Here is a 21537-nt window from a genome sequence, read left to right on the forward strand (position 1 = left end):
GGCCGTTCAAGTAAAAGCGGGCCCGCCAAACACAATGGGGAGGACCCGCTTCCAGCATTGCCTATACTGCAAATGCGGCGGAAATGCCAATGGTTTTTGTGCGCTTGAAGCGGGAGTTGAAATACCCGTCAGCAGCTGTTTTTCACATAGGCATCCGGCACGGCTTCCTTCCACGCGATGCTCATCGCTTCATTGCGCGAAGCATAGGGCCCGTCGGCGACACAGAACCAGCCATTGCGGAAGTTCGGATATTCATTGGTGTTGACGACCCTGGCGCCAGCCCATCCGCCAACGCCGGGCCCGCCCAACCGGGTAAGGCGATTCTGCGCCTGGGTCAGGGTTTTAAAACAGCCCAGAACGACATAATGGCCGCAAAGGCTCTGGGCCTTTGCCTGCGGGACAGGCATTGCATAACCGGCCGCAATGGCGATGGCCGCCGCGCCCACAAGGGTCTTGATGGTATGGTTCATGCTGTTGCCTCCCCGGTCTTCTGCCCTGTTGTCCTGTGTGAATTCTGACAGGCAATTACCGGCAGCGCAATGTGTCTTGACCTAAGGCTGTATCGACATTCAGGTTTCGCACGCGGCGCGAGACGGATTTTGCCCCTGGCATCGTTGAAAACCCCTTGTGGTGGGGCTAACTGTCAGCGTTTTGCAACGCAGCCCAAAGACCCGGGAACCAGGTTCAGACGACTGCAGAAAACAAAAGCTATTCCACATGGTATTGCATTAGCTGTGGTGTCTTTTGCGTTCTGGCTTCGTCGAAATCCTCGCAGGATGGATAAACATCCTGCTGTGGTCTTCTCCTTGCCAGAGGCGAAAAATCCATCCATTCAAACTGCTTCCAGCCAAACAGGACACGCTCTAGGCGGCCGAAACCTTGAACACACGCTTCGGCAGAAAGGATCCCTTCTCGACCTGGCCGATGGCGACGAGGTCGGAACCGCTGACGGCGACCACTTCCTCGGCAAAGGCAATGGCGTCGCGCCCGCGCAGGATGACCGGATTGCCCGAACGCAGCCTTGTTGCCTGATCCTTCGAGATCGCGACCTCCGGCAGGTTTTCCAGCGCAATGCCGGTTGCCAGTATTTCGCTGTCCAGCGCATCCAGATCACCTTCCAGTTCGGCAAGCTGATCGAGCGGAACAAGATCTTCCTCGTTGAACGGTTCCACCGCAGTTCGGCGCAATTCGCTGACATGGCCGTAACAGCCAAGATCGCGGCCCATGTCGCGCGCCAGCGCACGAACATAGGTTCCCTTGCCGCAATCCACCTCGAAGACGGCGGTGTCGCAGTCGCGGACTTCCATCAGTTCAAAGCGGTGGATTTCCACCTCGCGCGGTTCAATCTCCACCGCTTCGCCGTCGCGGGCCAGTTTATAGGCGCGCTCCCCGCCAATCTTGATCGCCGAATAGGCGGGCGGGACTTGTAAAATCGTGCCAGTGTAGTTTCCCATCGCACGGCGGACGGTGACCTCATCCGGGCGCAGGTCCGACGTTTCAACGGCCGTACCTTCCAGATCGTCCGTATTGGTTTCCATGCCCCAGGTCACGGCAAACCGGTAGGTTTTCGCCCCGTCCATCACATAGGGTACGGTTCTGGTTGCCTCACCAAGCGCCACCGGCAGCATCCCGGTTGCCAGCGGATCGAGCGTGCCGGCATGTCCGGCCTTCGCCGCCTTGTAGAGCCATTTGACTTTGGCTACTGCCTGGGTCGAGCCCATGCCGAGCGGCTTGTCGAGGATTACCCAGCCGGAAACCGGCCGGCCTTTCTTCTGGCGCTGCCGGCTCATTCCTCGTCCTTGCCTGCTTCAAGATCTCGGGCAACCTCCGGCTCGTGCAGCAGGGCGTCGATCTTGGCATAGTTTTCGAAACTGGTATCGGCACGGAAGCGGAATTCCGGCATGTATTTCATCTGGCTGAGTGCTGGTGAAAGCCGCCCGCGGATGAATTTCTGGTTGGCCGCCAGCGCCTTGATCACCGGCTGGGGGTCTTCACCGCCAAGCGGCGAGATGAACACTGTGGCGATCTTCAGGTCCGGCGACATGGAAACCTCGGTAATCGAGATCACCGTCTTTTCGATCACCGGATCGGGCACTTCGCCGCGCTGCAACAGCTGCGTCAGCGCGTGGCGCACCAGTTCGCCGACCCGCAACTGGCGCTGGGAAGGGGGCTTGGACTTCGTCATGTGAGTGGTGTCCTGTTTTCCACATGGTTCGAAACTAACATCCGCGGCGCGCCGTTTCTTTCCGGCGCGGGCTGAGCGGATTTCGGTATCGCAGGGGTGGATGCCAGCCAGTCTGATTGTGGACCGACATCGCTGACATCCTCGCAAACACCTGCGTCATGGAAAGCGCGGCAGACAGGGCGGGTTTGCATGCGATCACCTTTCCGGACGGGATGGGACCGTGCCGGAAACTCCTGCGGGAAAAACTACAGGCTGCGCTCGATATGCTCCACGCGGAAGCATTCGATCTGGTCGCCCTGGCGGATGTCCTGATAGTTCTCGAAGGCCATGCCGCATTCCTGCCCGGCAGGCACTTCGGATACCTCGTCCTTGAAGCGTTTGAGCGTCGACAGCTTGCCTTCGTGGATCACCACATTGTCGCGCAGCAGGCGAACGCCCGAGCCACGCTCCACCTTGCCTTCGCTGACCCGGCAGCCGGCGACCTTGCCAACCTTGGAGACGTTGAAGACTTCGAGGATTTCCGCATAGCCCAGGAACGTCTCGCGGCGCTCGGGTGCCAGCATCCCGCTCATGACCTGTTTCATGTCATCAACGAGATCGTAGATGATTGAATAGTAGCGGATTTCGATGCCTTCGCGCTCGGCAGCCTCCTTGGCCTGCTTGTTGGCGCGAACGTTGAAGGCCAGGATCGGTGCATTGGAGGCGGCTGCCAGCGACACATCGGATTCGGTAATGCCGCCGACCGCGCCATGCACGACCCTGGCGGCAACTTCTTCCGTATTCATCTTTGCAAGCGCCTGCTCGATCGCCTCGACCGAACCCTGCACATCGCCCTTGACCACAATTGCCGCTTCTTTCAGCTCGGAAGTCTGCAACTGGCTGATCATCTGTTCCAGGGAACCGCGTGAGCCGGCCATCTGGGCTACCGCCTTGTCGCGGGCAAGCCGCTGGCGGTAGTCGGAAATCTCGCGGGCCCGCGCCTCGTTCTCGACAACGGTAAACCGTTCGCCTGCAGAGGGGGCCCCGGAGAGACCGAGAATTTCCACCGGTGTGGAAGGAGTTGCCTCGTCAACCTGTTCACCATGGTCGTTGACCAGTGCGCGCACCTTGCCCCACTCGTTTCCGGCGATCACGATGTCTCCGGTTCTCAGCGTGCCGCGCTTGACCAGCACGGTGGCGACGGGGCCACGGCCCTTGTCGAGTTGCGATTCGATGATGGTCCCTTCGGCGGGACGATCAGGATCGGCTTTCAGTTCAAGAACTTCGGACTGCAGCAGGATGGCGTCCAGCAGGCTGTCGAGATTGGTACCCTTGAGCGCGGACACTTCCACTTCCTGCGTTTCGCCGCCCATGCTTTCCACAAACACTTCATGCTGCAGAAGTTCGGTCTTGACCTTGTTGGGATCGGCAGATTCCTTGTCGATCTTGTTGATCGCCACGATGATCGGCACTTCAGCCGCCTTGGCGTGGTTGATCGATTCGATCGTCTGAGGCATCACGCCGTCATCGGCGGCAACCACCAGAATGGCGATATCGGTCGCCATGGCACCGCGTGCCCGCATGGCGGTGAAAGCCTCGTGGCCGGGCGTATCGATGAAGGTAATCCTCTGGCCATCCCGGTCAACCTGATAGGCGCCGATATGCTGGGTAATGCCGCCCGCTTCGCCTTTCACCACATTGGCGTTGCGAATGGCATCCAGCAGTGACGTCTTTCCGTGATCGACATGGCCCATGATGGTAACCACCGGCGGGCGGGAAACCATGTTCTCCGGATTGTCCGACGTGTCGAACAGGCCCTCCTCGACATCGGATTCCGACACCCGCTTGACCGTATGACCGAATTCGCTGGCGATCAGTTCGGCGGTATCGGCATCGATAACATCGCCGGGTTTCATCATCTGGCCCTGCTTCATCAGGTATTTGATGACATCGACCGAGCGCTCCGACATGCGTGAGGCAAGGTCCTGAATGGTAATGGTTTCTGGCAACTTGACCTCACGGGAAATCTTTTCGCGCGGACCGGTCTGGCCAAGCGCGGCGCGTTTTGCTTTTTCCTGGCGGCGGCGCAGTGCGGCGAGCGACGGTCCTTTGCCGCCGCGGTCGCTGTCGAGCGCATTGGTCAGCGTCAGCTTGGTACGGCGCCGGTCATCGCCCCCTTTGGGGCGCGAAGGCGTGCGGTCGTCCTCGGTGGAGCGCTTGCGCTCGAACGGCTTGAGTTCTTTTGGCTTGGGCTCTTCGCGAACCGGTTTGCGCACGGCATCGGGGTCGGCTGCAGCCTGGGCTGCGGATGCGGCAGCGGCGGCATCCATCTCCTGGCTGGTACGCTGTTCGGCTTCGCGTTTTGCAGCTTCTTCCTCACGCCGCTTCTGTTCTTCGCGGTCGGCCTTGCGCCGTGCATCGAGTTCTGCCCGCTTGGCGGCTTCTTCAGCAGCCTTGATCTCTTCCTCGCTCTGGCGTGCCTTGGCTTCTTCAAGCGCCCGGCGGCGCGCTTCCAGCTCGCTTTGCGACAGATTGCTGGCAGCCTCGTCCGCCTGGGCTGGCGCAGCAGCAGGTGCCGCAGGCGCCTTGTCGGCCGGCTTCGGCGTGTCGCCCGGCTTGTTGATGCGCCGCTTGCGGGTTTCAACTACAACCGCTTTCGTGCGGCCACGCGAAAAGCTCTGGTTGACGGTCCCCTGGGAGACACCGCCACCACGCAGGCTCAACGTCTTTTTCGGCTTTACGCTGAGCTTTTCGTCGTTGTTTTCTTCACTCATAAAACAGTCTGTGTCCTGTTGGTCCGTTACCGGACTGGATATTGCGCGCTTTTTGGACCTTTAACCCGCAAAAATCCAGTCCAATTTCAAATTTGATGGCCTCAGCCGCGCTTGTTTGCGGCGGCTTCGTGCCCTTTTTACTGTCAACTACCTGTCAGCTTACCCTCATAGGCAAGCCATCTCTCCACACTGCGTTTCAGTGCCGTTGTCGCCCCGCCTTCCAGCGCCACAGCGTGGGTTGCAGCCTCAAGTCCGAGCGCCGCGCCCATTTCGGCAGAAGTCCAGCAGTCGAAAACCTCGACTTCCTCACCGCCCATCTCGCGGGCGAACGTAATTGCCTGCGCCAGTTTGCGGCGCCCATCGGCGGTTGCGTCACTGCCGTGAAACAGCATCCTTGCCTGGTTCGACCGGATCGCCGTATCGGCCTTGGTAAAACCGGTTACGAGCGTGCCTGCCTTGCGGGCCAGCGCCAGCGCCTTTATCGCCCGTTCGCCGAGCAATTGCCCGACCGTATCGGCCAGATTGCTGTCGGCACTCACCTGCGTCTTCAGGCTGCGGGCAAAAAGGTTTTTCGCCACCGCCTGCTCAACGCTTTCGCGCCGGGCCTCCACCCAAACACCCCGGCCCGGAAGGGATTCCTTCAGGTCAGGATAGATGCTGCCGTCAGGCCCGGCAACGAAACGAAGCAGCGCTTCCTTGTCCATCGGCTGGCGCGAAACGATGCAACTGCGGCTGTTGGCCATCTTCAACCTTTCCGGCTACCTGCAGCGCCCGTGCCATCGTATCAGGCCTGCGGCGCTTCAGCAGCAGCAGCAGCGGGTTCCTGGTCTGCCGTGGCAGTTTCTTCCGCTTCGCCGCCTTCTTCATCGCCTTCGGCTTCTTCTGCCTGCTGGGCGGCGAGCAATTCTTCCTCGGTAACCCAGCCGGCCTTGATACGGGCCTGCATGATCATCGCCTCGGCATCGGTGCGTGAAACCTTGTATTCGTCCAGGGCCCCTTCGAAGCGCTGAACCTCACCGTCCTTGCGCTCGATCCAGCCGCAAAGATCGTCCACCGCGCAACCGGCAAAGTCTTCCAGCGTCTTGATCTCGTTTTTGCCGAGGGTGACCAGCATGGCCGTGGTAAGCCCGTCGATCTCCTTCAGCGCGTCCTCGACTCCGAGCGATTTGCGTTCTTCGTCGAGTTCCTGCTCCTGCTTTTCCAGGAATTCGCGGGCGCGGGCCTGCAGTTCCTCGGCGGTCTCGGCGTCAAAGCCTTCGATGGAAGAGATTTCCTCTGAATCCACATAGGCGACTTCCTCGATCGAGCCGAAGCCTTCGGAGGCCAGCAGCTGTGCGACCATTTCGTCGACATTGAGCGCTTCCATGAACCGTGCGGTGTTCTCGGTGAATTCCTGCTGGCGGCGCTCGCTTTCTTCCTGCTCGGTCATGATGTCGATTTCCCAGCCGGTAAGCTGGGAAGCAAGGCGAACGTTCTGGCCGCGGCGGCCGATTGCCAGCGAAAGCTGGTCATCGGGCACCACAACGTCAATACGCTCGGCTTCCTCGTCAAGCACCACCTTGGAGACTTCCGCCGGCTGCAGTGCGTTGACGATGAAGGAGGCTGCATCGGGCGACCACGGGATGATGTCGATCTTCTCGCCCTGCAATTCACCGACAACCGCCTGAACGCGGCTGCCGCGCATGCCCACACAGGCACCGACGGGGTCGATCGACGAATCGTTCGAAATCACGGCGATTTTCGCGCGCGAGCCCGGGTCACGGGCAACCGATCTGAGTTCGATGACGCCGTCGTAGATTTCCGGCACTTCCATGGTGAACAGCTTCGCCATGAATTGCGGATGGGTGCGTGACAGGAAGATCTGCGGTCCGCGCTGTTCGCGCCGTACATCGTAAATATAGGCGCGTACGCGGTCGCCATATTTGAAATTCTCGCGCGGGATGGTTTCATCCCGGCGGATAATCGCTTCCCCCTTGCCGAGGTCGACGATCACATTGCCGTATTCAACCCGCTTGACGGTGCCGTTGACGATCTCGCCAACCCGGTCCTTGTATTCTTCAAACTGCTGGTCGCGTTCAGCTTCGCGCACTTTCTGCACAATCACCTGCTTGGCCGACTGGGCGGCGATGCGGCCGAAATCCATCGGCGGCAGGGGTTCGGCGATATGGTCGCCGATCTGCGCATCGGGGTTCTTGTCACGGGCCAGGTCAAGCGGGATTTGGGTGGTGTAGTCTTCGACGTTCTCCACCACTTCCAAAAGCCGCTGCAGCTTGATGTCACCGGTTTTCGGATCGATGTCGGCCTTGATGTTGGTCTCCTGGCCGTAACGCGACCGCGCGGCCTTCTGGATGGCGTCGGCCATCGCCTGGATGACGATCATCCGGTCGATGGATTTTTCCCGCGCGACCGCATCTGCAATCTGCAACAATTCCAGTCGGTTAGCACTGACAGCCATGGTTCAAGTCTCCTTTTATGCCGCCCTCGGTCTTCCCGGCGGCAAAACTGCTTTTGGTTTGTTCAATTGCCGGGTTCGGCGTTTTCTTCAATTCCATTTGCTTTTCTGAGCGCCTTGTCGCGGCGCAGCGCATCACGGATCAGATCGTCGGAAAGCATCAGTTTTGCCTCTGCGATATCCGTGAGTGCCAATTCAAACTCTGCATCCTCATCCTTGCCGGCATCATCGCGGCGAAACAGGACCTTGCCGCCGTCAACCTTGATGATGCGGCCCTTGAACCGTTTGCGGCCGTGAACGAGGCGTGCGGTTTCCAGCTTCGCCACATGGCCTGCCCAGGTCTCAAAGTCGCTTTCACGAACCAGCGGCCGGTCGATCCCCGGTGAGGATACCTCCAGGTGGTAGGCGGCCGAGATCGGATCCTCAATGTCGAGAATCGGCGAAATCGCGTTGGAAACCGTTTCGCAGTCTTCAACGCTCATCGTCCCGTCGGGGCGCTCGGCCATCACCTGCAGCGTCTGGCCGTTCATCTGCGAAAGCCGCACGCGAACGAGCCGGTATCCGAGCGCCTCGATTTCGGGGCGCAGAATGCCGGCGATGCGGGCTTCAAGTCCCTGCTCGGTGATCATGCGGTCGTCGCTGGAAACGTCCATCGGTGTTTTCCTGCGGCCTTGCCGTATTTGGTGTGCCGCTTCGGTTTAACCGGCAACAAAAAAGAGCGGGGCCGGGAGGCTCCCACTCTCTCGAATGCTCGGAGAATTTAACGGCAAGATAGTGAATACGGTGACAGTTTTCAAGAAAAATCCCTTCATTCGGGCGATTTCTTGCCGGACACGGCAAAGACTGCGGGGTTTTGAGCCTCGCGGAAGAAGCGCCGGATCAACAGCACGGCGGCAAGGGTCAGTCCCGCGGCCAGCCCGCTCCATATGCCAACACCTTCAAGCCCCGCGCCAAATCCCAGCGCCAGCGCGATTGGTACACCGGCAGCCCAGTAGCTGAAGACAGCGATCAGCATGGGAATGCGCATGTCTTTAAGACCACGCAGCAGACCGACGCCAATGACCTGCAGCCCGTCAACGAGTTGGAAACACGCCGCAACGGCCAATAGCGGTACGGCAATCGCCACCACCGCAGCAGCGTTGGGGTCGCCTTCGGCGAGCCATCCACTGATCAGGGTTTGAGGGATAAGCAACATCGGCAGCGCGGCCAAAAGTGCGAAAGCGGTGGTAATGATCACCGCAGCCTGTCCGGTGCGCACAAGGCCGGAACGGTCTTGTCTGCCCACGGCAATCCCCGCCCGGGCCGTGGCGGCATTCGACAGGCCGAGGGGAACCATGAAGGCAAGCGCTGCGATCTGCAAGGCAATGCCATGGGCGGCAAGCGCGATCTCGCCCAGCCAGCCCATCATGATGGCGGTAAAGGCGAAAAGCCCGACTTCGGCGATGATCCCGATGCTGACGGGCAGGCCAAGGCGGACGATTTCGAAGAAAGCGGGAAGATCGGAACGCCACAGCCGTTTGAAGACCTCATAGCCGGCAAATTCCGGCCGCAGCCCAACCCACAACGCACCGAAAGCAAATGCGGCAAGGTTCGTCAGCAGGGTTGCAAGCGCGGCGCCGGGTATTTCAAGCCGGGGCGCGCCGAAATTGCCGAAGATGAAGGCATAGTTGAGCACTCCGTTGAGTAGGGCGGAAAACAGCGTGATAACGAGGATGATCCGCGCATGTTCCAGCGCCGTTGCAAACGAACGCAAAACCATCAGCAGAAGGCTGGGCAGGATCGCCCATTTGGCGATGTCCATGTAGTCCTGGGCAAGACCGGCCAGAACCGGCTCCTGCCCGAAAGCGATCAGGATTTCGCGTATGTAGCCCATCGGCAGAAAAATCAAGGCAAAATAGGCACACTGAACCCACATGCCCATGCGCACATGCCGGCGCACGCTGACCTCGTCGCCGCGGCCCACAGCCGTTGCCGCCATCGGCACGATGGCGAAGGCAAACCCACTGCCGAAAATCCACAAAATGAAAAAGAACTGGAAGGCAAGCGTTCCCGCCGCAAGCTCGCGCGTGCCGAGCCAGCCCATCATCACCGTATCGACGACGTTGATGAGCATTTGGGCAAGCTGGGCACCGATCAGCGGAAGACCCAGAACGAGCAGAGATTTGATGGCGGCAGTCAAAGTCGGCCTGCTGCCCGGATGCCGTCCGGCAGTGTTGTCTTCCATGGCAGTTCACGAATCCAAAAAACCGGCTGTAGCAGATTCAGCAATACGGATCGATGGCGAATTGTTATCGAAGCCCGGAACGCTGCACACCGGCTATTGAACCTGCCTGATCTGCCCGATCACCGGCGCCGGAAGATGAAATAGGCCGGCGTCCTGCCTTCGCGGATTGCCTTTTGTTCGTAGCGGGTGGAAACCCACTCGTCCCACGGCTTGTGCCAGTCGTCCGGGTGCAGGGCGGTCCACTCGAAGCCACCGTGGTTGAAGACGTGCCTTAGTGTCCAGTTCACATAGCTTTCAATGTCGCTGGCAAAACGGAATTCGCCACCCGGCTTCAACAGCCGGTGAAAACGGTGAAGATTGCCGGGGTTGACGAAGCGGCGCTTCCAGTGCCGTTTCTTGGGCCAGGGGTCTGGATAGAGGAGGTCAATGCGCGACAGGGATCCATCCGGCAGCCAGTCCAGCAGCCCGGTAGCGTCTTCACCGTAGAGGCGGACGTTGGCAAGGCCGTTGTCCGCGATCGCCCGTACTGCTTTCGCCATTCCGTTGATGAACGGTTCGCAGCCGATGAACGCCAATTCAGGATGCAGCCGGGCGCGGTGAACCAGATGTTCGCCGCCGCCAAAGCCGATTTCCAGTACAATGGCCTGCGGCGTGGACTCATTGGCGGAAAACAACGCCTCGGCTTGCGCAGGGCAGGGCTCGGCAAGATTGATTGCCAGTTTCGGCAAATGCGTGCGAAGCGCTTCTTCCTGCGCCCCTTTAAGCGGTTTTGCCTTGCGCCGCCCGAAAAAGTTGCCAGCTTTCCGCTTCGATTGACCGGCGCTGCTGCCCGTGTGCTTGGTTTGCCGTTTCACCGCAGGCTCAGGCGTTCTTGACGGCTTCCTTGAGCGCCTTGGTCAGGTCCGTTTTTTCCCAGGAGAAAGAACCGCCGCGCCCCGGCTTGCGCCCGAAGTGCCCATAGGCCGCTGTCTGGGCGTAAATCGGCTTGTTGAGATCGAGATGCTTGCGGATGCCGGAAGGCGAAAGGTCCATGGCTTTCCGTATCGCTTTCTCCAGCGTTGCGTCGGCCACTTTGCCTGTGCCGTGGGTATCCACATAGACCGAAAGGGGCTGCGCGACCCCGATGGCATAGGAAAGCTGGATGGTGCAGCGCTCGGCAAGCTTTGCTGCCACGATGTTCTTGGCAAGATAACGCGCCGCATAGGCCGCCGAGCGGTCGACCTTGGTGGTATCCTTGCCCGAAAACGCTCCGCCGCCATGGGGTGCCGCGCCGCCATAGGTATCGACCACGATCTTGCGGCCGGTCAGGCCGGCATCGCCATCGGGCCCGCCGATGACGAAAGCGCCTGTCGGATTGATGTGCCAGGCGCAATCAGCCGCAATCGGAAGGCTGCCGAGCGCTTCCCGGATATAGGGTTCGACCACCGAGCGCACCTTTTTGGAATCCCAGGTTTCATCAAGATGCTGGGTTGAAAGCACAACAGAGGTCACCTCCGCCGGCTTGCCGTCCTCATAACGCACGGTGATCTGGCTTTTCGCATCAGGCCCCAGCCTTGCAGCCTCGCCTTCGCCCTTCTTGCGGGCTGCCGCGAGCAGTTCCAGAATTTTATGGGAGTAATAGATTGGCGCGGGCATGAGATCCGGCGTCTCGTTGCAGGCATAGCCGAACATGATGCCCTGATCGCCGGCACCTTCTTCCCCCTGCCGGTCGGCAGCATTGTCGACGCCCTGGGCAATGTGGGCGGACTGGAAGTGAAGCAGTACGTCGACCTTCGCCGTTTTCCAGTGAAAGCCGTCCTGCTCATAACCGATGTCCCGGATGGCGCGGCGTGCCGCCGAGCGGAACCGCGTCGGATTGATCACGTCCTTGCCGTGCTTGTCTTTCTTGATCAGGGTTGGCGGCACCCGCACTTCGCCGGCGATCACCACGCGATTGGTCGTTGTCAGCGTCTCCGCGGCAACGCGCACGCTCCACGGATCGATGCCGGTCTTGCGCGCTTCCTTGTACACCAGATCGACGATCTCATCGGAAATCCGGTCGCAAACCTTGTCCGGATGCCCTTCGGATACCGATTCGCTGGTGAACAGATAATTTTGCCTTGCCATGGGAATCCCCTGAAATGCGTGGTTTGCGAAAATCTCGCGCTTTGTAGCCACTGGCTTGGCAAAATCAATAGGAGAGCGCAGCGCGGCGAACGACAAATTGCCTCGCACGTTCCCGGTGGCCGGACGGAGGGCCGCCCGGTCTACCTCACCGGATCAGCATTCATTCTTCGGAAATGTTTGCCAGCGCCTTTGCCAGTTCCACCAGCTTTTTACGTACCTTGGGGTCTTCGATTTTGACGAAGGCGCGGTTGAGTTGCAGGCCTTCGTTGGAAGACAGGAAGTCGACCACGTAGTTGGCCGAACTGGTTTCCTTGAAGCCGGCATCGCTTGTGTCCTGCCCCGGAGCGCCCTCAAAGAAAAACGCGACCGGTGTCTTCAGAACACGCGAAATCTCCTGAAGGCGGCTGGCGCCGACGCGATTGGCGCCTTTTTCGTATTTCTGAATCTGCTGAAAGGTAATACCCAGTGCATCGCCCAGTTTTTCCTGGCTCAAGCCGAGCATGGTACGGCGTAGCCGGATCCGGCTGCCAACATGAATGTCAATTGGATTTGGTTTGCGCTGCTCTGACGCCATGTTTGTCTCTTCTTTGCACGCATCCATCCCCACCCCCTGTCGGCAGATGAATATTGCGTGTGGTGCAGAACGCAGCCGAACGGGTGTATCGTGCGGGCGCGTTCACTGTGGGTTCTTGATGTCGGCTGTCTTCCCGAACAGGCCGAACTTGACGCACAGGAGTGTGGGTAGAGCGTCAAGATGGAGGAATATGGCTTGTTTTTGATCTTTGAGTCAAACTTACGCCGCGGGAGTTCAGGCTAATTTATTTCTCGGGGCGAAAATACTGTTACCGTGCTTTTCTTCAACCAATACCGAGCCTTCGGCTCGTCAGGGCAATGATGCAGCATGCAATCAGGAGCGCACCAAACGGGCCATGGCCAAAACGGGTGAAGAGGGTATCGCCCAGCGCTTGCGGAAGCACGGCGTCGGCGGTGCCTTGTGCTCCCAGCGGGATCGATTCGAGAATTTGACCGTGGGCATTGCTGACGGCGGAAATACCGGTATTGGCAACGCGCACTACCGGTATGCCTTCCTCAACACCGCGCAGCAGCGCCTGTTGAAAATGCTGATACGGGCCGGGGGTTCTGCCGAACCACGCATCGTTGGTGAGGTTGACGATCCACGCAGGTTTTGCCGCAGCGTCAGATAACCCGTTTCTCAAGGCGCCCGAAAAGATCGCCTCATAGCATATCAACGGCAGCATGGGATGGTCCCCGCTGCCCAGCAGCACATTGCGCTGGGCACCTGCGGCAAAGCCGCCTGCCTGCCTTGTCAGCTGTTCGAAACCATAGGTCTCCAGCAAGGTTTGAAACGGAAGGTATTCGCCGAAGGGGACCAGATGCGTCTTGTCTGCAGCTTCCAGAATTTCGCCGTTGGAATCGATGACATAAATGGAATTGTAAACGTGACCCTGCGGGTTTCCCGCTCCGCCCGGCTCCCACCGCAAAGCACCGGTGACAAGGGTGGTGCCTTCCGGCAGCATGTTGGCGATGGCAGCGATCACCTCGGGCTGTTCGGTCAGCAGGAAGGGAAAGGCCGACTCGGGCCATATCAGGTAATCGATCCCCTCAAGGCCATCCTTATCGCCTTCAGGCGAGGAAACCGAAACATCCAGATAGGTTTCGATGATCGACAGTTCGTTCCCCGGTGCCAGCTTGTCGCGCTGCTCGATGGCGGGCTGCATGATGCGGATGGCCGGCCCGTCGGCGGCTTCAGCTGCGGTCGCCAGCCGGTATGCCCCGTAACCCGACTGGGCGGCGGCGAGGACAACCGCTAGCATCAAGGGGAGCCTGGGCCAGGCCTTGCCGCCGCTGCCGGCGGAAAGGGCAATCATCGGCAGGGCAAGGACGAGCACGGCGATCACCGTCATGCCATACAGGCCGAGCACCGAGGCACCCTGCATCAGTACGGGGTGAGGCATGATGGCATAGCCGATCGCATTCCAGGGAAATCCGGTGAAGAGCGTGCCACGCAAATATTCTGCAGCGCCGAAGCCGGCTGCAAGCGCAAACGCCCGCCCCCAATGATCGCTCCACAGCAACCGCGCGATGACGGCAGCAATTCCCCAGAATACAGCCAGCAGGGCAGGCAGCAGAACAACGGCGAACGGCAACGCCCAGGCGAAGTCCTCCGCTTCAATCAGAAAAGCGTTCCCGATCCACCAGAGCCCGGCGAGAAAGTAGCCGAAGCCGAACCACCACCCTGGCGCAAACGCCGATCGCAACAGGCCGAAAAATCCTGTTCTGGCATCGCTATAGGCGCCGTCCATTATCCAGGCGAAGCTGGCAAAGGTAAAAAACAGAACAGGAAAAAAATATACCGGCGGCATGGCAAGCGCCGATGCGAGCCCCAGTGCGAATGCGGTCAGCAGCCTCTGCCAGCCTTGCAGGAGCACAAACCAGGCTGCCAGCTTCGCGATTTTCTCCACGCCGCTCTCCGAATCGGATTGAGGTTTCCCGCAAGTGGATAAAGCGACTTCCGCCGGCCGGCAAGATTTCCCCTTCGATGCCGCAACGAAAGGGGAGCAGGCGCTTTCCGGTCAGCTGACTTTGGGTTTTCTTGCAGCCGTTTTCTTGGAGGGCACCATTTCGATGGACCGGATACGCCGGGGGTCGGCATCGCGAATGCGGAACTCGTAGCCGAATGCATCGATCAGTTCGCCCTTGACCGGCACGCGTCCCAGCAGTGAAAAGATCACACCGCCAATCGTTTCGGCATCTTCGTCATGATCGCCAACGTCGAGCTTGCCGCCGAGCACCTCGCGGATGTCCTCGATTTCCGCGCGGGCATCAAGAATCATAGCGCCGCTCTCGCTCGCCCGGATAAGTTCATCCTCGTCATCGTGCTCGTCTTCAATGTCGCCGACGATAATCTCCACGATGTCTTCCAGCGATACCAACCCTTCCGTTCCACCGTATTCGTCAATTACCAGCGCAATCTGTATCCGGTTTGCCTGCATGCGCGCCATCAGGTCGGCCGCCAGCATGGAGGGAGGAACGAACAGGACGGTGCGCACCAGATTGGCCTTGCCGAGTTCCTTTTGCAGGTCGACCCGCGTCAGATCGAGCTTGGCCGAATTCACCTTGCCGTTGCGCCGTTTGCCCGCCGCCGCCTTGGTGATGTAGCCCAGCAGATCGCGGATATGGATCATGCCGCGCGGGTCGTCCAGCGTGTCGTCGTAAACCGGCATGCGCGAGTGCCCGGAAGCTTCGAACTGTACCAGCAGTTCCCCCAGCGTCGTTCGAAGGTCGGCGGCCACGATTTCCGCCCGCGGTACCATCAGGTCTTCTGCCCGTACATCCTGCAGCCGCAGGATGTTGTTCAGCATGACGCGCTCTTCAGGCGTCAGATCGCTGTTGTGGGCGTCGTGCTGGGCGAGCGCATCGCTGAGGTCCTCGCGGATGCTTCCCCGGTTCGAGCGCTTGAGCGATGCAACAAGACGTGACAACAGCCCGCCGCGAAGGGCGCCGTTCTCATCACTTGCTGGTTCTGTCGGAGTGCGCCGGGGCCGGAAAGGACGCCCGGCGTTCTAGAGGAGTCTTCGTCGTCTTCGCCGGCCATGGCATCAGGCTCGCCGCCTGAAGATGCCGGAACCCGGCTGTTTTCACTTTGTGTCATCATCGTTCCCCGGCATTCAACTGCCAGGCTGGTTGAATCATCGAATGTTCACTGCTCAAGATAAGCATAGGGATCGCCGATTCCAAGCTTTGCAAGTACCCTGATTTCGGCATCTTCCATAACTTCTGCGTCATTTGTTTCCTCATGATCATAGCCGAAAAGATGAAGAAAACCATGAACGGCCAGATGGGATAGATGGTGTTCGAACGGTTTTTCCTGCTCGGCGGCCTCGCGCCTGATCGTCTCCAGTGCAAAAACAAGATCGCCGATCATCAGACCTGCTGCCTGCCCGATCGTTCGTTCCTCTGCGGGAAAGGACAGCACATTGGTCGGTTTCGCCTTGCCGCGCCATTGCCCGTTGATCTGTGCCATGTGCTCATCGCCGGTGAACAGCATGCTCAATTCGGCGCCGTCTTCCCAGTCAAGGTGTAATGTGTCCGCCGCCGCGTCCACCGCTGCCGAAATGAGTGCATGCAGGGTTTTTTCCGCCGGCCAGCCCTCGTGCTCAATGGTGATGTCAATCTGCGGAATTTTCACCCGCATCATCCACCTGTTGTCGGGAGTTTGCAGTTGGCCGCCCGCGACCTGCCTTTTGCGCGGCTTTCCTGCTGCCTGCCCTGTCATAGGCATTGACGATTTCCGTCACCAGCCGGTGCCGAACCACATCCGATGCCTTGAAGACGATTTTCTCAACCCCCTCGATATCCGGCAGTAAGTTGAGCGCTTCAACAAGGCCGGAAGTCTGGCCGTTGGGAAGGTCCACCTGGCTTGGATCTCCAGTAACGATCATCTTTGAATTCTCGCCCAAACGGGTCAGGAACATTTTCATCTGCATGGAGGTGGTGTTCTGCGCCTCGTCCAGAATGACAGCCGCATTGGCCAGGGTTCGCCCGCGCATGAAGGCGAGGGGAGCGATCTCGATGACACCTGAGGCGAGCGCCCGTTCCACCTTTTCGCCCGACATCATGTCGTAGAGTGCATCGTAAAGCGGACGCAGATAGGGATCGACCTTTTCCTTCATGTCACCCGGCAGAAAGCCGAGCCGCTCGCCAGCTTCAACGGCGGGGCGCGAGAGAACAATTCTTTCAACCGCGCCGCGCTCCAGCAGCGATGCTCCATAGGCTACCGCCAGATAAGTCTTTCCGGTTCCCGCCGGCCCCACACCGAAAACAAGCTCATTGGCATCCATTGCCCGGATGTAGCGGTCCTGGGTTCGGGTGCGTGCCTGGATCACCTTTTTGCGCGTGCCGATCTGCGCCATGGACAGCCGGCCCGTTTTCTCGCCCATGCTCGGCAGGGAGAGCTGATCTTCGGCAATCGCCATGCGCACCGCGCCCGTCACGTCGCCCTTTTCGATCATCTCGCCGGCTTCAAGACGATTGTAGAGATGTTCAAGTGCCATGCGTGCCCGGTGCACGGCCGATTCCTCGCCCGACATCGAAACCTCGTTGCCGCGCGCCACCGCTTCCACGCCAAGCATGCTTTCAATCATGGCGAGATGCTCGTCGAACTGGCCGAAAAGCAGTGTGGCGTATTTGTTGTTGTCGAAGGAGAGAACAAGCTGGTCGCTGGCACGTTCTTTGGCGTTGTCGGCTGAGCGGGCAGGCTTGATCTTCTTAATCTCGTTCAAAAAGCGCTCCGGGCGTTTGAAATTTCATGTTTGCTCCGGTTTTCAGGTTTTGTCCAGTATGGCAGGCAAGGGTCAGACCCGTTCCGCCATCAGCGACACAGGACCGCTGGAAGTGACCTGTACGGTCAACATGTGACCGATCTCTGACAACCCGCCCTCTACCACCACCGATTGCAGCCATGGCGAGCGGCCAATCAACTGGCCCTCATGGCGGCCTTTCTTTTCGACAAGGATATCGATGGTCTTGCCGATGCAGGCCTGATTGAATGCCTGTTGCTGTTCGCCAAGCAGAACCTGCAGGCGGGAAAGGCGCTTGCTTTTCACCGGTTCGGGCACCTGGTCTTCCATGTCGGCGCCGGGCGTTCCGGGCCTTGCACTGTATTTGAAGGAGAAGGCCGAGGCGTAGTTTACACGCCGCACGATATCCATCGTCGCCTCGAAGTCCTCATCGCTTTCGCCGGGAAATCCGGTAATGAAGTCACCGGAAATGGCAATGTCGGGCCTTGCCTTGCGTACCCGCTCGATAATGTCGAGATACTCGGCGGCCGTGTGGTGGCGGTTCATCGCCTTCAGGATGCGGTCTGATCCGGCCTGTACCGGTAAATGCAAATAAGGCATCAGCTTGCCGATATCGCGATGGGCGTCGATCAGCCCGTCATCCATGTCGATGGGATGGCTGGTCGTATAGCGCAGCCGCTCAAGGCCGGAAATCTCCGCAAGCTGGTATAGCAGATCCCCAAGCCGCATGGCCTTGCCGCCATCGCTGCCATGCCATGCATTCACGTTCTGGCCCAGCAGGGTAATCTCCCTGACCCCGGCATCGACCATGCGAAGCGCCTCGTCAGCGATCTGGGAAAAAGGCCGAGAAACCTCTGCCCCGCGCGTATAGGGTACCACGCAGAAAGTGCAGAACTTGTCGCAGCCTTCCTGGACGGTCACGAACCCGGCCACCCCGCGGGCAATGGTCTGCTGGCGGGTCGGGGCTGGCAGTTTGGCGAACTTTTCCTCGATCTCGAATTCGGTCTCGATGACCTTCTCGCCGTTTTCGGCCCGCGCCACCATGGCGGCAATATCATGATAGGTCTGCGGGCCGGCAATGAGATCAACCGCCGGTGCACGGCGGAAAATCTCCTCACCCTCCGCCTGGGCAACACAGCCCGTAACGCCGAGCGTAAGGCGTTTGCCGGTATTCTTCCGCGCTTCCTTCAGCTTTCGGATGCGGCCAATCTCGGAATAAACCTTTTCTGCCGCCTTTTCCCGGATATGGCACGTGTTGAGCAGAACGAGATCGGCGTCCTCCATGTTCTGTGTGCGTACATAGCCGCCCTGGGTGAGCGCATCCTCCATGCGCTCAGAATCATAGACATTCATCTGGCAGCCATAGGTCTTGACGAAAACCTTGCGGGAATTGGCGCGCGCATAGGCATGGATATCCCGGTCCAGGGCTTCATCCTGGCCGGGCTTTGTTGCCATGGCAGTTGCAGTCGTGATGGTTTCGTCTCGTTCCATTGTCTCGCCGGAAATTCGCGACAAATGCTCTGCATTCACCTGCAGGCGGCACGTTCGCGGGTTCTATCGTCCGCTTGCCGCCGTTGCAAGCATGCCTCATTCGCGATGATAAAGCCGCCGCAGCGTACTGAAATGCTTGCGGACCTCATTTTGACAGGCCGTGGCCAGTTCCTTGCGCTTGGTTTGCGGTGTGATGTCAATGCACTCGCCAAAGGCAACATCGACATCGAACGCGCCTTCCAGCACGAAACGCTTGAGATGCGGCGTCAGTGCGATGTCGCCAGGCCATGCCGCGATTGCCTGATGATAGCGGCCAAGCGGCATGCCGTGCAGGGTGTTGTAGGCAATGGCCACCGGCTGAACGGCAACGTGATCGATGCCTGACTGTTCCAGCGCAATCTGGGGGGCGGCAAACAAGGCGCTCTTGAACGGCAGCAACCGGTTACCGTTGCCGGTCGTTCCTTCGGCAAACAGCACCATGGCGTCCCCCTGCAGCAACCTTGAAGCAATGGTATCGGCCTGAACGCCGGCATCCCGCCGCCTTTGCCGGTTGACAAATACCGTGCGCTGCATGCGTGCGAGCCAGTTGATGCCCGGCCAGGCCTTTACCTCGTCCTTGGCGATGAAACAAAGTTCGCCAATGCTGCCGAGCACCATGATGTCCGACCATGAGATATGATTGGCGGCGATCATCAAGGGGCGGCGCTTTTCCATCGTGCCGTGAACATGCACGCGAACGCCAAGCAGACCCAGCACCATGCGATGCCAGAACAGGGGTATCTTCCGCGAAAGATTGGGTGCTGCATGCATCAGAACGATCTGCACGGGAGCAAGCACCAGGGTTGCCGCCAATACGATCGTCACGATGAGTATCAAGCGGATGACAGCCGCCAAAACCACGTCCTCCCGAGTTCCGGCCCGTCAATCCCTAAGGTCGAGCCGCATGATCAGCGCGTTGCCGGGCTTGCTGTTTTCTGCTGTTTCATCCTGCCCCTGCCGGTAATAGCCGGCCCGCTCGCCGACCTGGGTAAATCCCAGTTTCCGGTACAGGCCGATGGCGGCCTGATTGCCTGCATCGACCTCCAGGAAAATCTCTTCAAGCCGGTCGGCCAGGCAGCGGCGGATCATTTCTTCCATCAGGACCCTGGCGGCGCCGTGGCGGCGTGCCTTGCGCGCGGTGGCAACGGTCAGCACTTCTGCCTCGCCGCCCGCCACGCGATACATCAGGAAAGCACGGACCGGATGGCTGGCCGGTTTATGGGCACGGGCGACCAGCGCCACAGTTCCCGGCGCTTTGAGCATGTTGGCAAGCGTGCCATCCTCCCAGGCGCGGCTGAAGGACTCCCGGTGAATATCGCCGCAGGCCGCAAGGTCCTGCGAAGTCGGTTCTTCCACGTTGAAACCGGGGCGTTGCCGGCCCATCCATCCAAATAGCTGCAAGAATCCAAATCCGCCTGAAACCGTTTCGCGCCGTTGTGCCAGCCGTTCCAGCTGACGGCAAGTGGGCGACAAGTGATTTAGAGCGCTACCCCGTGCGTTCGACGGCAAACCCCCGTTGTGGGGTGGCATCAGGCCGCCGCAGATAAACCGGCTCTGGCGGAAATGCATCCCGGTTACACTCAGCGCCGAGACGGGCATAAACCGCGATCGGGACTGAATCGACCGCCATCAGTTTGACGGTGGTGTTATTCTCCCCAAGGCCGGGCGGGCAGGCGTTCTGATACCCCAGCACTACGCCATGGCGGGCAGAATGCGTGTCGGCCAGCATGGCGGCAAATTCGGTGGTTTCGGCCATAAAGGGTGCATTTGCAGGGGCAAACGGGGTATCGAAATCCAGCATGGCATAGAGTTCGCCCCGCCGTGCGTCCTTGATCGCGCCGATGCTTGCTTGGCCGCTGCTTTCGGTCCAGCGGCGCAACTGCTCCAGCAGTCCGTGCAGATTGCCGATGCCGACAACCGGTATGGCGAGCCCGAGACCAAATCCCTTTGCCGTTGCGATGGAAACGCGAATGCCGGTGAAACTGCCCGGGCCGGTCGTCGTGATGATGCGCTCAAGATCCTGATAGGCAATGCCTGCTTCAGCCATCGTCTCGGACACGATGCCCATCAGTCGTTCGGCATGCCCCTTTCCGATGTGCTCTGTCTTTTCGGCAACAACAGCATCCTTCGTGCCGTCATAGATGCAGGCAGCACAATCGGGTCCGGCGGTGTCCATGGCAAGGCAGATCATAATACAAATATGGACCCGCGCTGGCCGGAAACAACCGGAACTTAGGTAGCATTGCCGGAAAAACGCGGATGCGGCTCAGACCGCTTCGACTTCCTGTACTTCCGGAATGAAATGGCGAAGCAGGTTCTGGATGCCGTGTTTCAGCGTCGCGGTTGAAGACGGGCAACCTGCACAGGCGCCCTTCATGTGCAGATAGACAATGCCTTCGCGAAATCCCCGGAAGGTGATGTCGCCGCCATCCTGGGCCACGGCAGGCCGCACACGCGTTTCAAGCAGTTCCTTGATGGTGTTGACGATCTCGCTGTCATCTTCCTCGAAGAACTCTTCGCCATCTTCCGGCAGTTCCCCACCGGCGGCCATGACCGGCTGGCCGGACATGAAATGCTCCATGATCGCGCCCAGAATGGCGGGCTTGAGATGGGCCCAGTCAAAGCCGTCTTCGTCATCGCCTTCCTTGGTGATGGTGATGAAGTCGTAGCCGAAAAACACACCGCTGACGCCGGGAATGGCAAACAGACGCTGTGCCAGGGGAGAGAGCTCCGCATCTTCGGGTGAGCGGAAGTCTGCCGGCCCGCTTTCCAGCACGGTGCGTCCCGGCAGGAATTTCAACGTTGCTGGATTGGGGGTCGCTTCGGTCTGGATAAACATGACGTTTCCTCGGTTTCGGGCTTCTTTGCTATTTGCAGCAGCAAGCCGTTTAGAACCATTCTAAATACAGGATAAGCGTTCTACCGGTACAATTCAATGCGGCGGGGCAAAAGGCTGCGCTGAAGCG

20 protein-coding genes are annotated in these 21537 nt (G+C 59.6%); all 20 read right to left on the bottom strand.

Annotated features, from left to right (window positions below):
- Nucleotides 1-128: 128 nt before the first annotated feature.
- The 20 genes from BVL55_RS00980 to BVL55_RS01075 all read right to left on the bottom strand — a co-directional run bounded on the left by BVL55_RS00980 (nucleotide 129) and on the right by BVL55_RS01075 (nucleotide 21410).
- Nucleotides 129-470, bottom strand: a complete 342-nt coding sequence (locus BVL55_RS00980; protein ID WP_075995338.1) for an SPOR domain-containing protein — start codon at nucleotides 468-470, stop codon at nucleotides 129-131.
- Nucleotides 471-863: 393 nt separating this feature from the next.
- Nucleotides 864-1790 carry a tRNA pseudouridine(55) synthase TruB gene (gene truB, locus BVL55_RS00985; protein WP_075995339.1) on the bottom strand — a complete coding sequence of 309 codons (927 nt, stop codon included), beginning with the start codon at nucleotides 1788-1790 and terminating at the stop codon, nucleotides 864-866.
- The gene (gene rbfA, locus BVL55_RS00990; protein ID WP_075995340.1) at nucleotides 1787-2185 is read right to left on the bottom strand and encodes a 30S ribosome-binding factor RbfA; all 399 of its coding nucleotides are present in this window, start codon (nucleotides 2183-2185) and stop codon (nucleotides 1787-1789) included. The genes truB and rbfA overlap by 4 nt, the downstream gene beginning before the upstream one ends.
- Nucleotides 2186-2430: 245 nt before the next feature.
- Nucleotides 2431-4938 carry a translation initiation factor IF-2 gene (gene infB, locus BVL55_RS00995; protein WP_075995341.1) on the bottom strand — a complete coding sequence of 836 codons (2508 nt, stop codon included), beginning with the start codon at nucleotides 4936-4938 and terminating at the stop codon, nucleotides 2431-2433.
- A gap of 143 nt (nucleotides 4939-5081) precedes the next feature.
- The gene (locus tag BVL55_RS01000; RefSeq protein ID WP_075995342.1) at nucleotides 5082-5681 is read right to left on the bottom strand and encodes an RNA-binding protein; all 600 of its coding nucleotides are present in this window, start codon (nucleotides 5679-5681) and stop codon (nucleotides 5082-5084) included.
- A gap of 41 nt (nucleotides 5682-5722) precedes the next feature.
- A complete protein-coding gene (nusA, locus tag BVL55_RS01005) occupies nucleotides 5723-7393 on the bottom strand; it encodes a transcription termination factor NusA (protein WP_075995343.1) in 1671 nt (556 codons plus the stop codon).
- Between the two features lie 62 nt (nucleotides 7394-7455).
- Nucleotides 7456-8043: a ribosome maturation factor RimP gene (rimP, locus tag BVL55_RS01010; protein WP_075995344.1), complete on the bottom strand. Its 588-nt coding sequence runs from the start codon at nucleotides 8041-8043 to the stop codon at nucleotides 7456-7458.
- A 155-nt stretch (nucleotides 8044-8198) separates the two neighbouring features.
- Nucleotides 8199-9614 (bottom strand): MATE family efflux transporter, encoded by a 1416-nt coding sequence (locus BVL55_RS01015; RefSeq protein ID WP_075995345.1) that lies wholly within the window; start codon nucleotides 9612-9614, stop codon nucleotides 8199-8201.
- A 119-nt stretch (nucleotides 9615-9733) separates the two neighbouring features.
- The gene (trmB, locus tag BVL55_RS01020; protein WP_075995346.1) at nucleotides 9734-10468 is read right to left on the bottom strand and encodes a tRNA (guanosine(46)-N7)-methyltransferase TrmB; all 735 of its coding nucleotides are present in this window, start codon (nucleotides 10466-10468) and stop codon (nucleotides 9734-9736) included.
- 7 nt (nucleotides 10469-10475) lie between these two features.
- Nucleotides 10476-11720: a methionine adenosyltransferase gene (gene metK, locus BVL55_RS01025; RefSeq protein WP_075995347.1), complete on the bottom strand. Its 1245-nt coding sequence runs from the start codon at nucleotides 11718-11720 to the stop codon at nucleotides 10476-10478.
- Between the two features lie 160 nt (nucleotides 11721-11880).
- Nucleotides 11881-12294 carry a helix-turn-helix domain-containing protein gene (locus tag BVL55_RS01030; protein WP_075997794.1) on the bottom strand — a complete coding sequence of 138 codons (414 nt, stop codon included), beginning with the start codon at nucleotides 12292-12294 and terminating at the stop codon, nucleotides 11881-11883.
- A gap of 283 nt (nucleotides 12295-12577) precedes the next feature.
- Nucleotides 12578-14203 carry an apolipoprotein N-acyltransferase gene (gene lnt, locus BVL55_RS01035; RefSeq protein ID WP_083649291.1) on the bottom strand — a complete coding sequence of 542 codons (1626 nt, stop codon included), beginning with the start codon at nucleotides 14201-14203 and terminating at the stop codon, nucleotides 12578-12580.
- Nucleotides 14204-14314: 111 nt separating this feature from the next.
- Nucleotides 14315-15223 carry a hemolysin family protein gene (locus BVL55_RS01040; protein ID WP_075995348.1) on the bottom strand — a complete coding sequence of 303 codons (909 nt, stop codon included), beginning with the start codon at nucleotides 15221-15223 and terminating at the stop codon, nucleotides 14315-14317.
- A gap of 218 nt (nucleotides 15224-15441) precedes the next feature.
- A complete protein-coding gene (ybeY, locus tag BVL55_RS01045) occupies nucleotides 15442-15936 on the bottom strand; it encodes an rRNA maturation RNase YbeY (RefSeq protein ID WP_244530556.1) in 495 nt (164 codons plus the stop codon).
- The gene (locus tag BVL55_RS01050; RefSeq protein ID WP_083649292.1) at nucleotides 15911-17023 is read right to left on the bottom strand and encodes a PhoH family protein; all 1113 of its coding nucleotides are present in this window, start codon (nucleotides 17021-17023) and stop codon (nucleotides 15911-15913) included. The genes ybeY and BVL55_RS01050 overlap by 26 nt, the downstream gene beginning before the upstream one ends.
- 72 nt (nucleotides 17024-17095) lie before the next feature.
- Nucleotides 17096-18514 carry a tRNA (N6-isopentenyl adenosine(37)-C2)-methylthiotransferase MiaB gene (gene miaB / locus BVL55_RS01055; protein ID WP_428977291.1) on the bottom strand — a complete coding sequence of 473 codons (1419 nt, stop codon included), beginning with the start codon at nucleotides 18512-18514 and terminating at the stop codon, nucleotides 17096-17098.
- A 114-nt stretch (nucleotides 18515-18628) separates the two neighbouring features.
- The gene (olsA, locus tag BVL55_RS01060) at nucleotides 18629-19426 is read right to left on the bottom strand and encodes a lyso-ornithine lipid O-acyltransferase (protein ID WP_075997797.1); all 798 of its coding nucleotides are present in this window, start codon (nucleotides 19424-19426) and stop codon (nucleotides 18629-18631) included.
- Between the two features lie 27 nt (nucleotides 19427-19453).
- Nucleotides 19454-19954: a GNAT family N-acetyltransferase gene (locus tag BVL55_RS01065; RefSeq protein WP_075995350.1), complete on the bottom strand. Its 501-nt coding sequence runs from the start codon at nucleotides 19952-19954 to the stop codon at nucleotides 19454-19456.
- Nucleotides 19955-20057: 103 nt separating this feature from the next.
- Entirely contained in the window at nucleotides 20058-20747 is a 690-nt protein-coding gene (gene tsaB / locus BVL55_RS01070; RefSeq protein WP_162841423.1) for a tRNA (adenosine(37)-N6)-threonylcarbamoyltransferase complex dimerization subunit type 1 TsaB, read from the bottom strand.
- Nucleotides 20748-20837: 90 nt separating this feature from the next.
- Complete coding sequence (locus BVL55_RS01075) at nucleotides 20838-21410, bottom strand: NifU family protein (protein WP_075995352.1); 573 nt, start codon at nucleotides 21408-21410, stop codon at nucleotides 20838-20840.
- Nucleotides 21411-21537 lie beyond the last annotated feature (127 nt).

This window comes from Salaquimonas pukyongi (assembly GCF_001953055.1).
GTDB classification, from domain to species: Bacteria; Pseudomonadota; Alphaproteobacteria; order Rhizobiales; family Rhizobiaceae; genus Salaquimonas; species Salaquimonas pukyongi.

Bases quoted from the DNA above. Each gene is read 5' to 3' on its own strand.
- BVL55_RS00980 (WP_075995338.1), bottom strand. From the start codon at position 470: ATGAACCATACCATCAAGACCCTTGTGGGCGCGGCGGCCATCGCCATT.
- truB (WP_075995339.1), bottom strand. From the start codon at position 1,790: ATGAGCCGGCAGCGCCAGAAGAAAGGCCGGCCGGTTTCCGGCTGGGTA.
- rbfA (WP_075995340.1), bottom strand. From the start codon at position 2,185: ATGACGAAGTCCAAGCCCCCTTCCCAGCGCCAGTTGCGGGTCGGCGAA.
- infB (WP_075995341.1), bottom strand. From the start codon at position 4,938: ATGAGTGAAGAAAACAACGACGAAAAGCTCAGCGTAAAGCCGAAAAAG.
- BVL55_RS01000 (WP_075995342.1), bottom strand. From the start codon at position 5,681: ATGGCCAACAGCCGCAGTTGCATCGTTTCGCGCCAGCCGATGGACAAG.
- nusA (WP_075995343.1), bottom strand. From the start codon at position 7,393: ATGGCTGTCAGTGCTAACCGACTGGAATTGTTGCAGATTGCAGATGCG.
- rimP (WP_075995344.1), bottom strand. From the start codon at position 8,043: ATGGACGTTTCCAGCGACGACCGCATGATCACCGAGCAGGGACTTGAA.
- BVL55_RS01015 (WP_075995345.1), bottom strand. From the start codon at position 9,614: ATGGAAGACAACACTGCCGGACGGCATCCGGGCAGCAGGCCGACTTTG.
- metK (WP_075995347.1), bottom strand. From the start codon at position 11,720: ATGGCAAGGCAAAATTATCTGTTCACCAGCGAATCGGTATCCGAAGGG.
- BVL55_RS01030 (WP_075997794.1), bottom strand. From the start codon at position 12,294: ATGGCGTCAGAGCAGCGCAAACCAAATCCAATTGACATTCATGTTGGC.
- ybeY (WP_244530556.1), bottom strand. From the start codon at position 15,936: ATGCGGGTGAAAATTCCGCAGATTGACATCACCATTGAGCACGAGGGC.
- BVL55_RS01065 (WP_075995350.1), bottom strand. From the start codon at position 19,954: ATGGGCCGGCAACGCCCCGGTTTCAACGTGGAAGAACCGACTTCGCAG.
- tsaB (WP_162841423.1), bottom strand. From the start codon at position 20,747: ATGGACACCGCCGGACCCGATTGTGCTGCCTGCATCTATGACGGCACG.
- BVL55_RS01075 (WP_075995352.1), bottom strand. From the start codon at position 21,410: ATGTTTATCCAGACCGAAGCGACCCCCAATCCAGCAACGTTGAAATTC.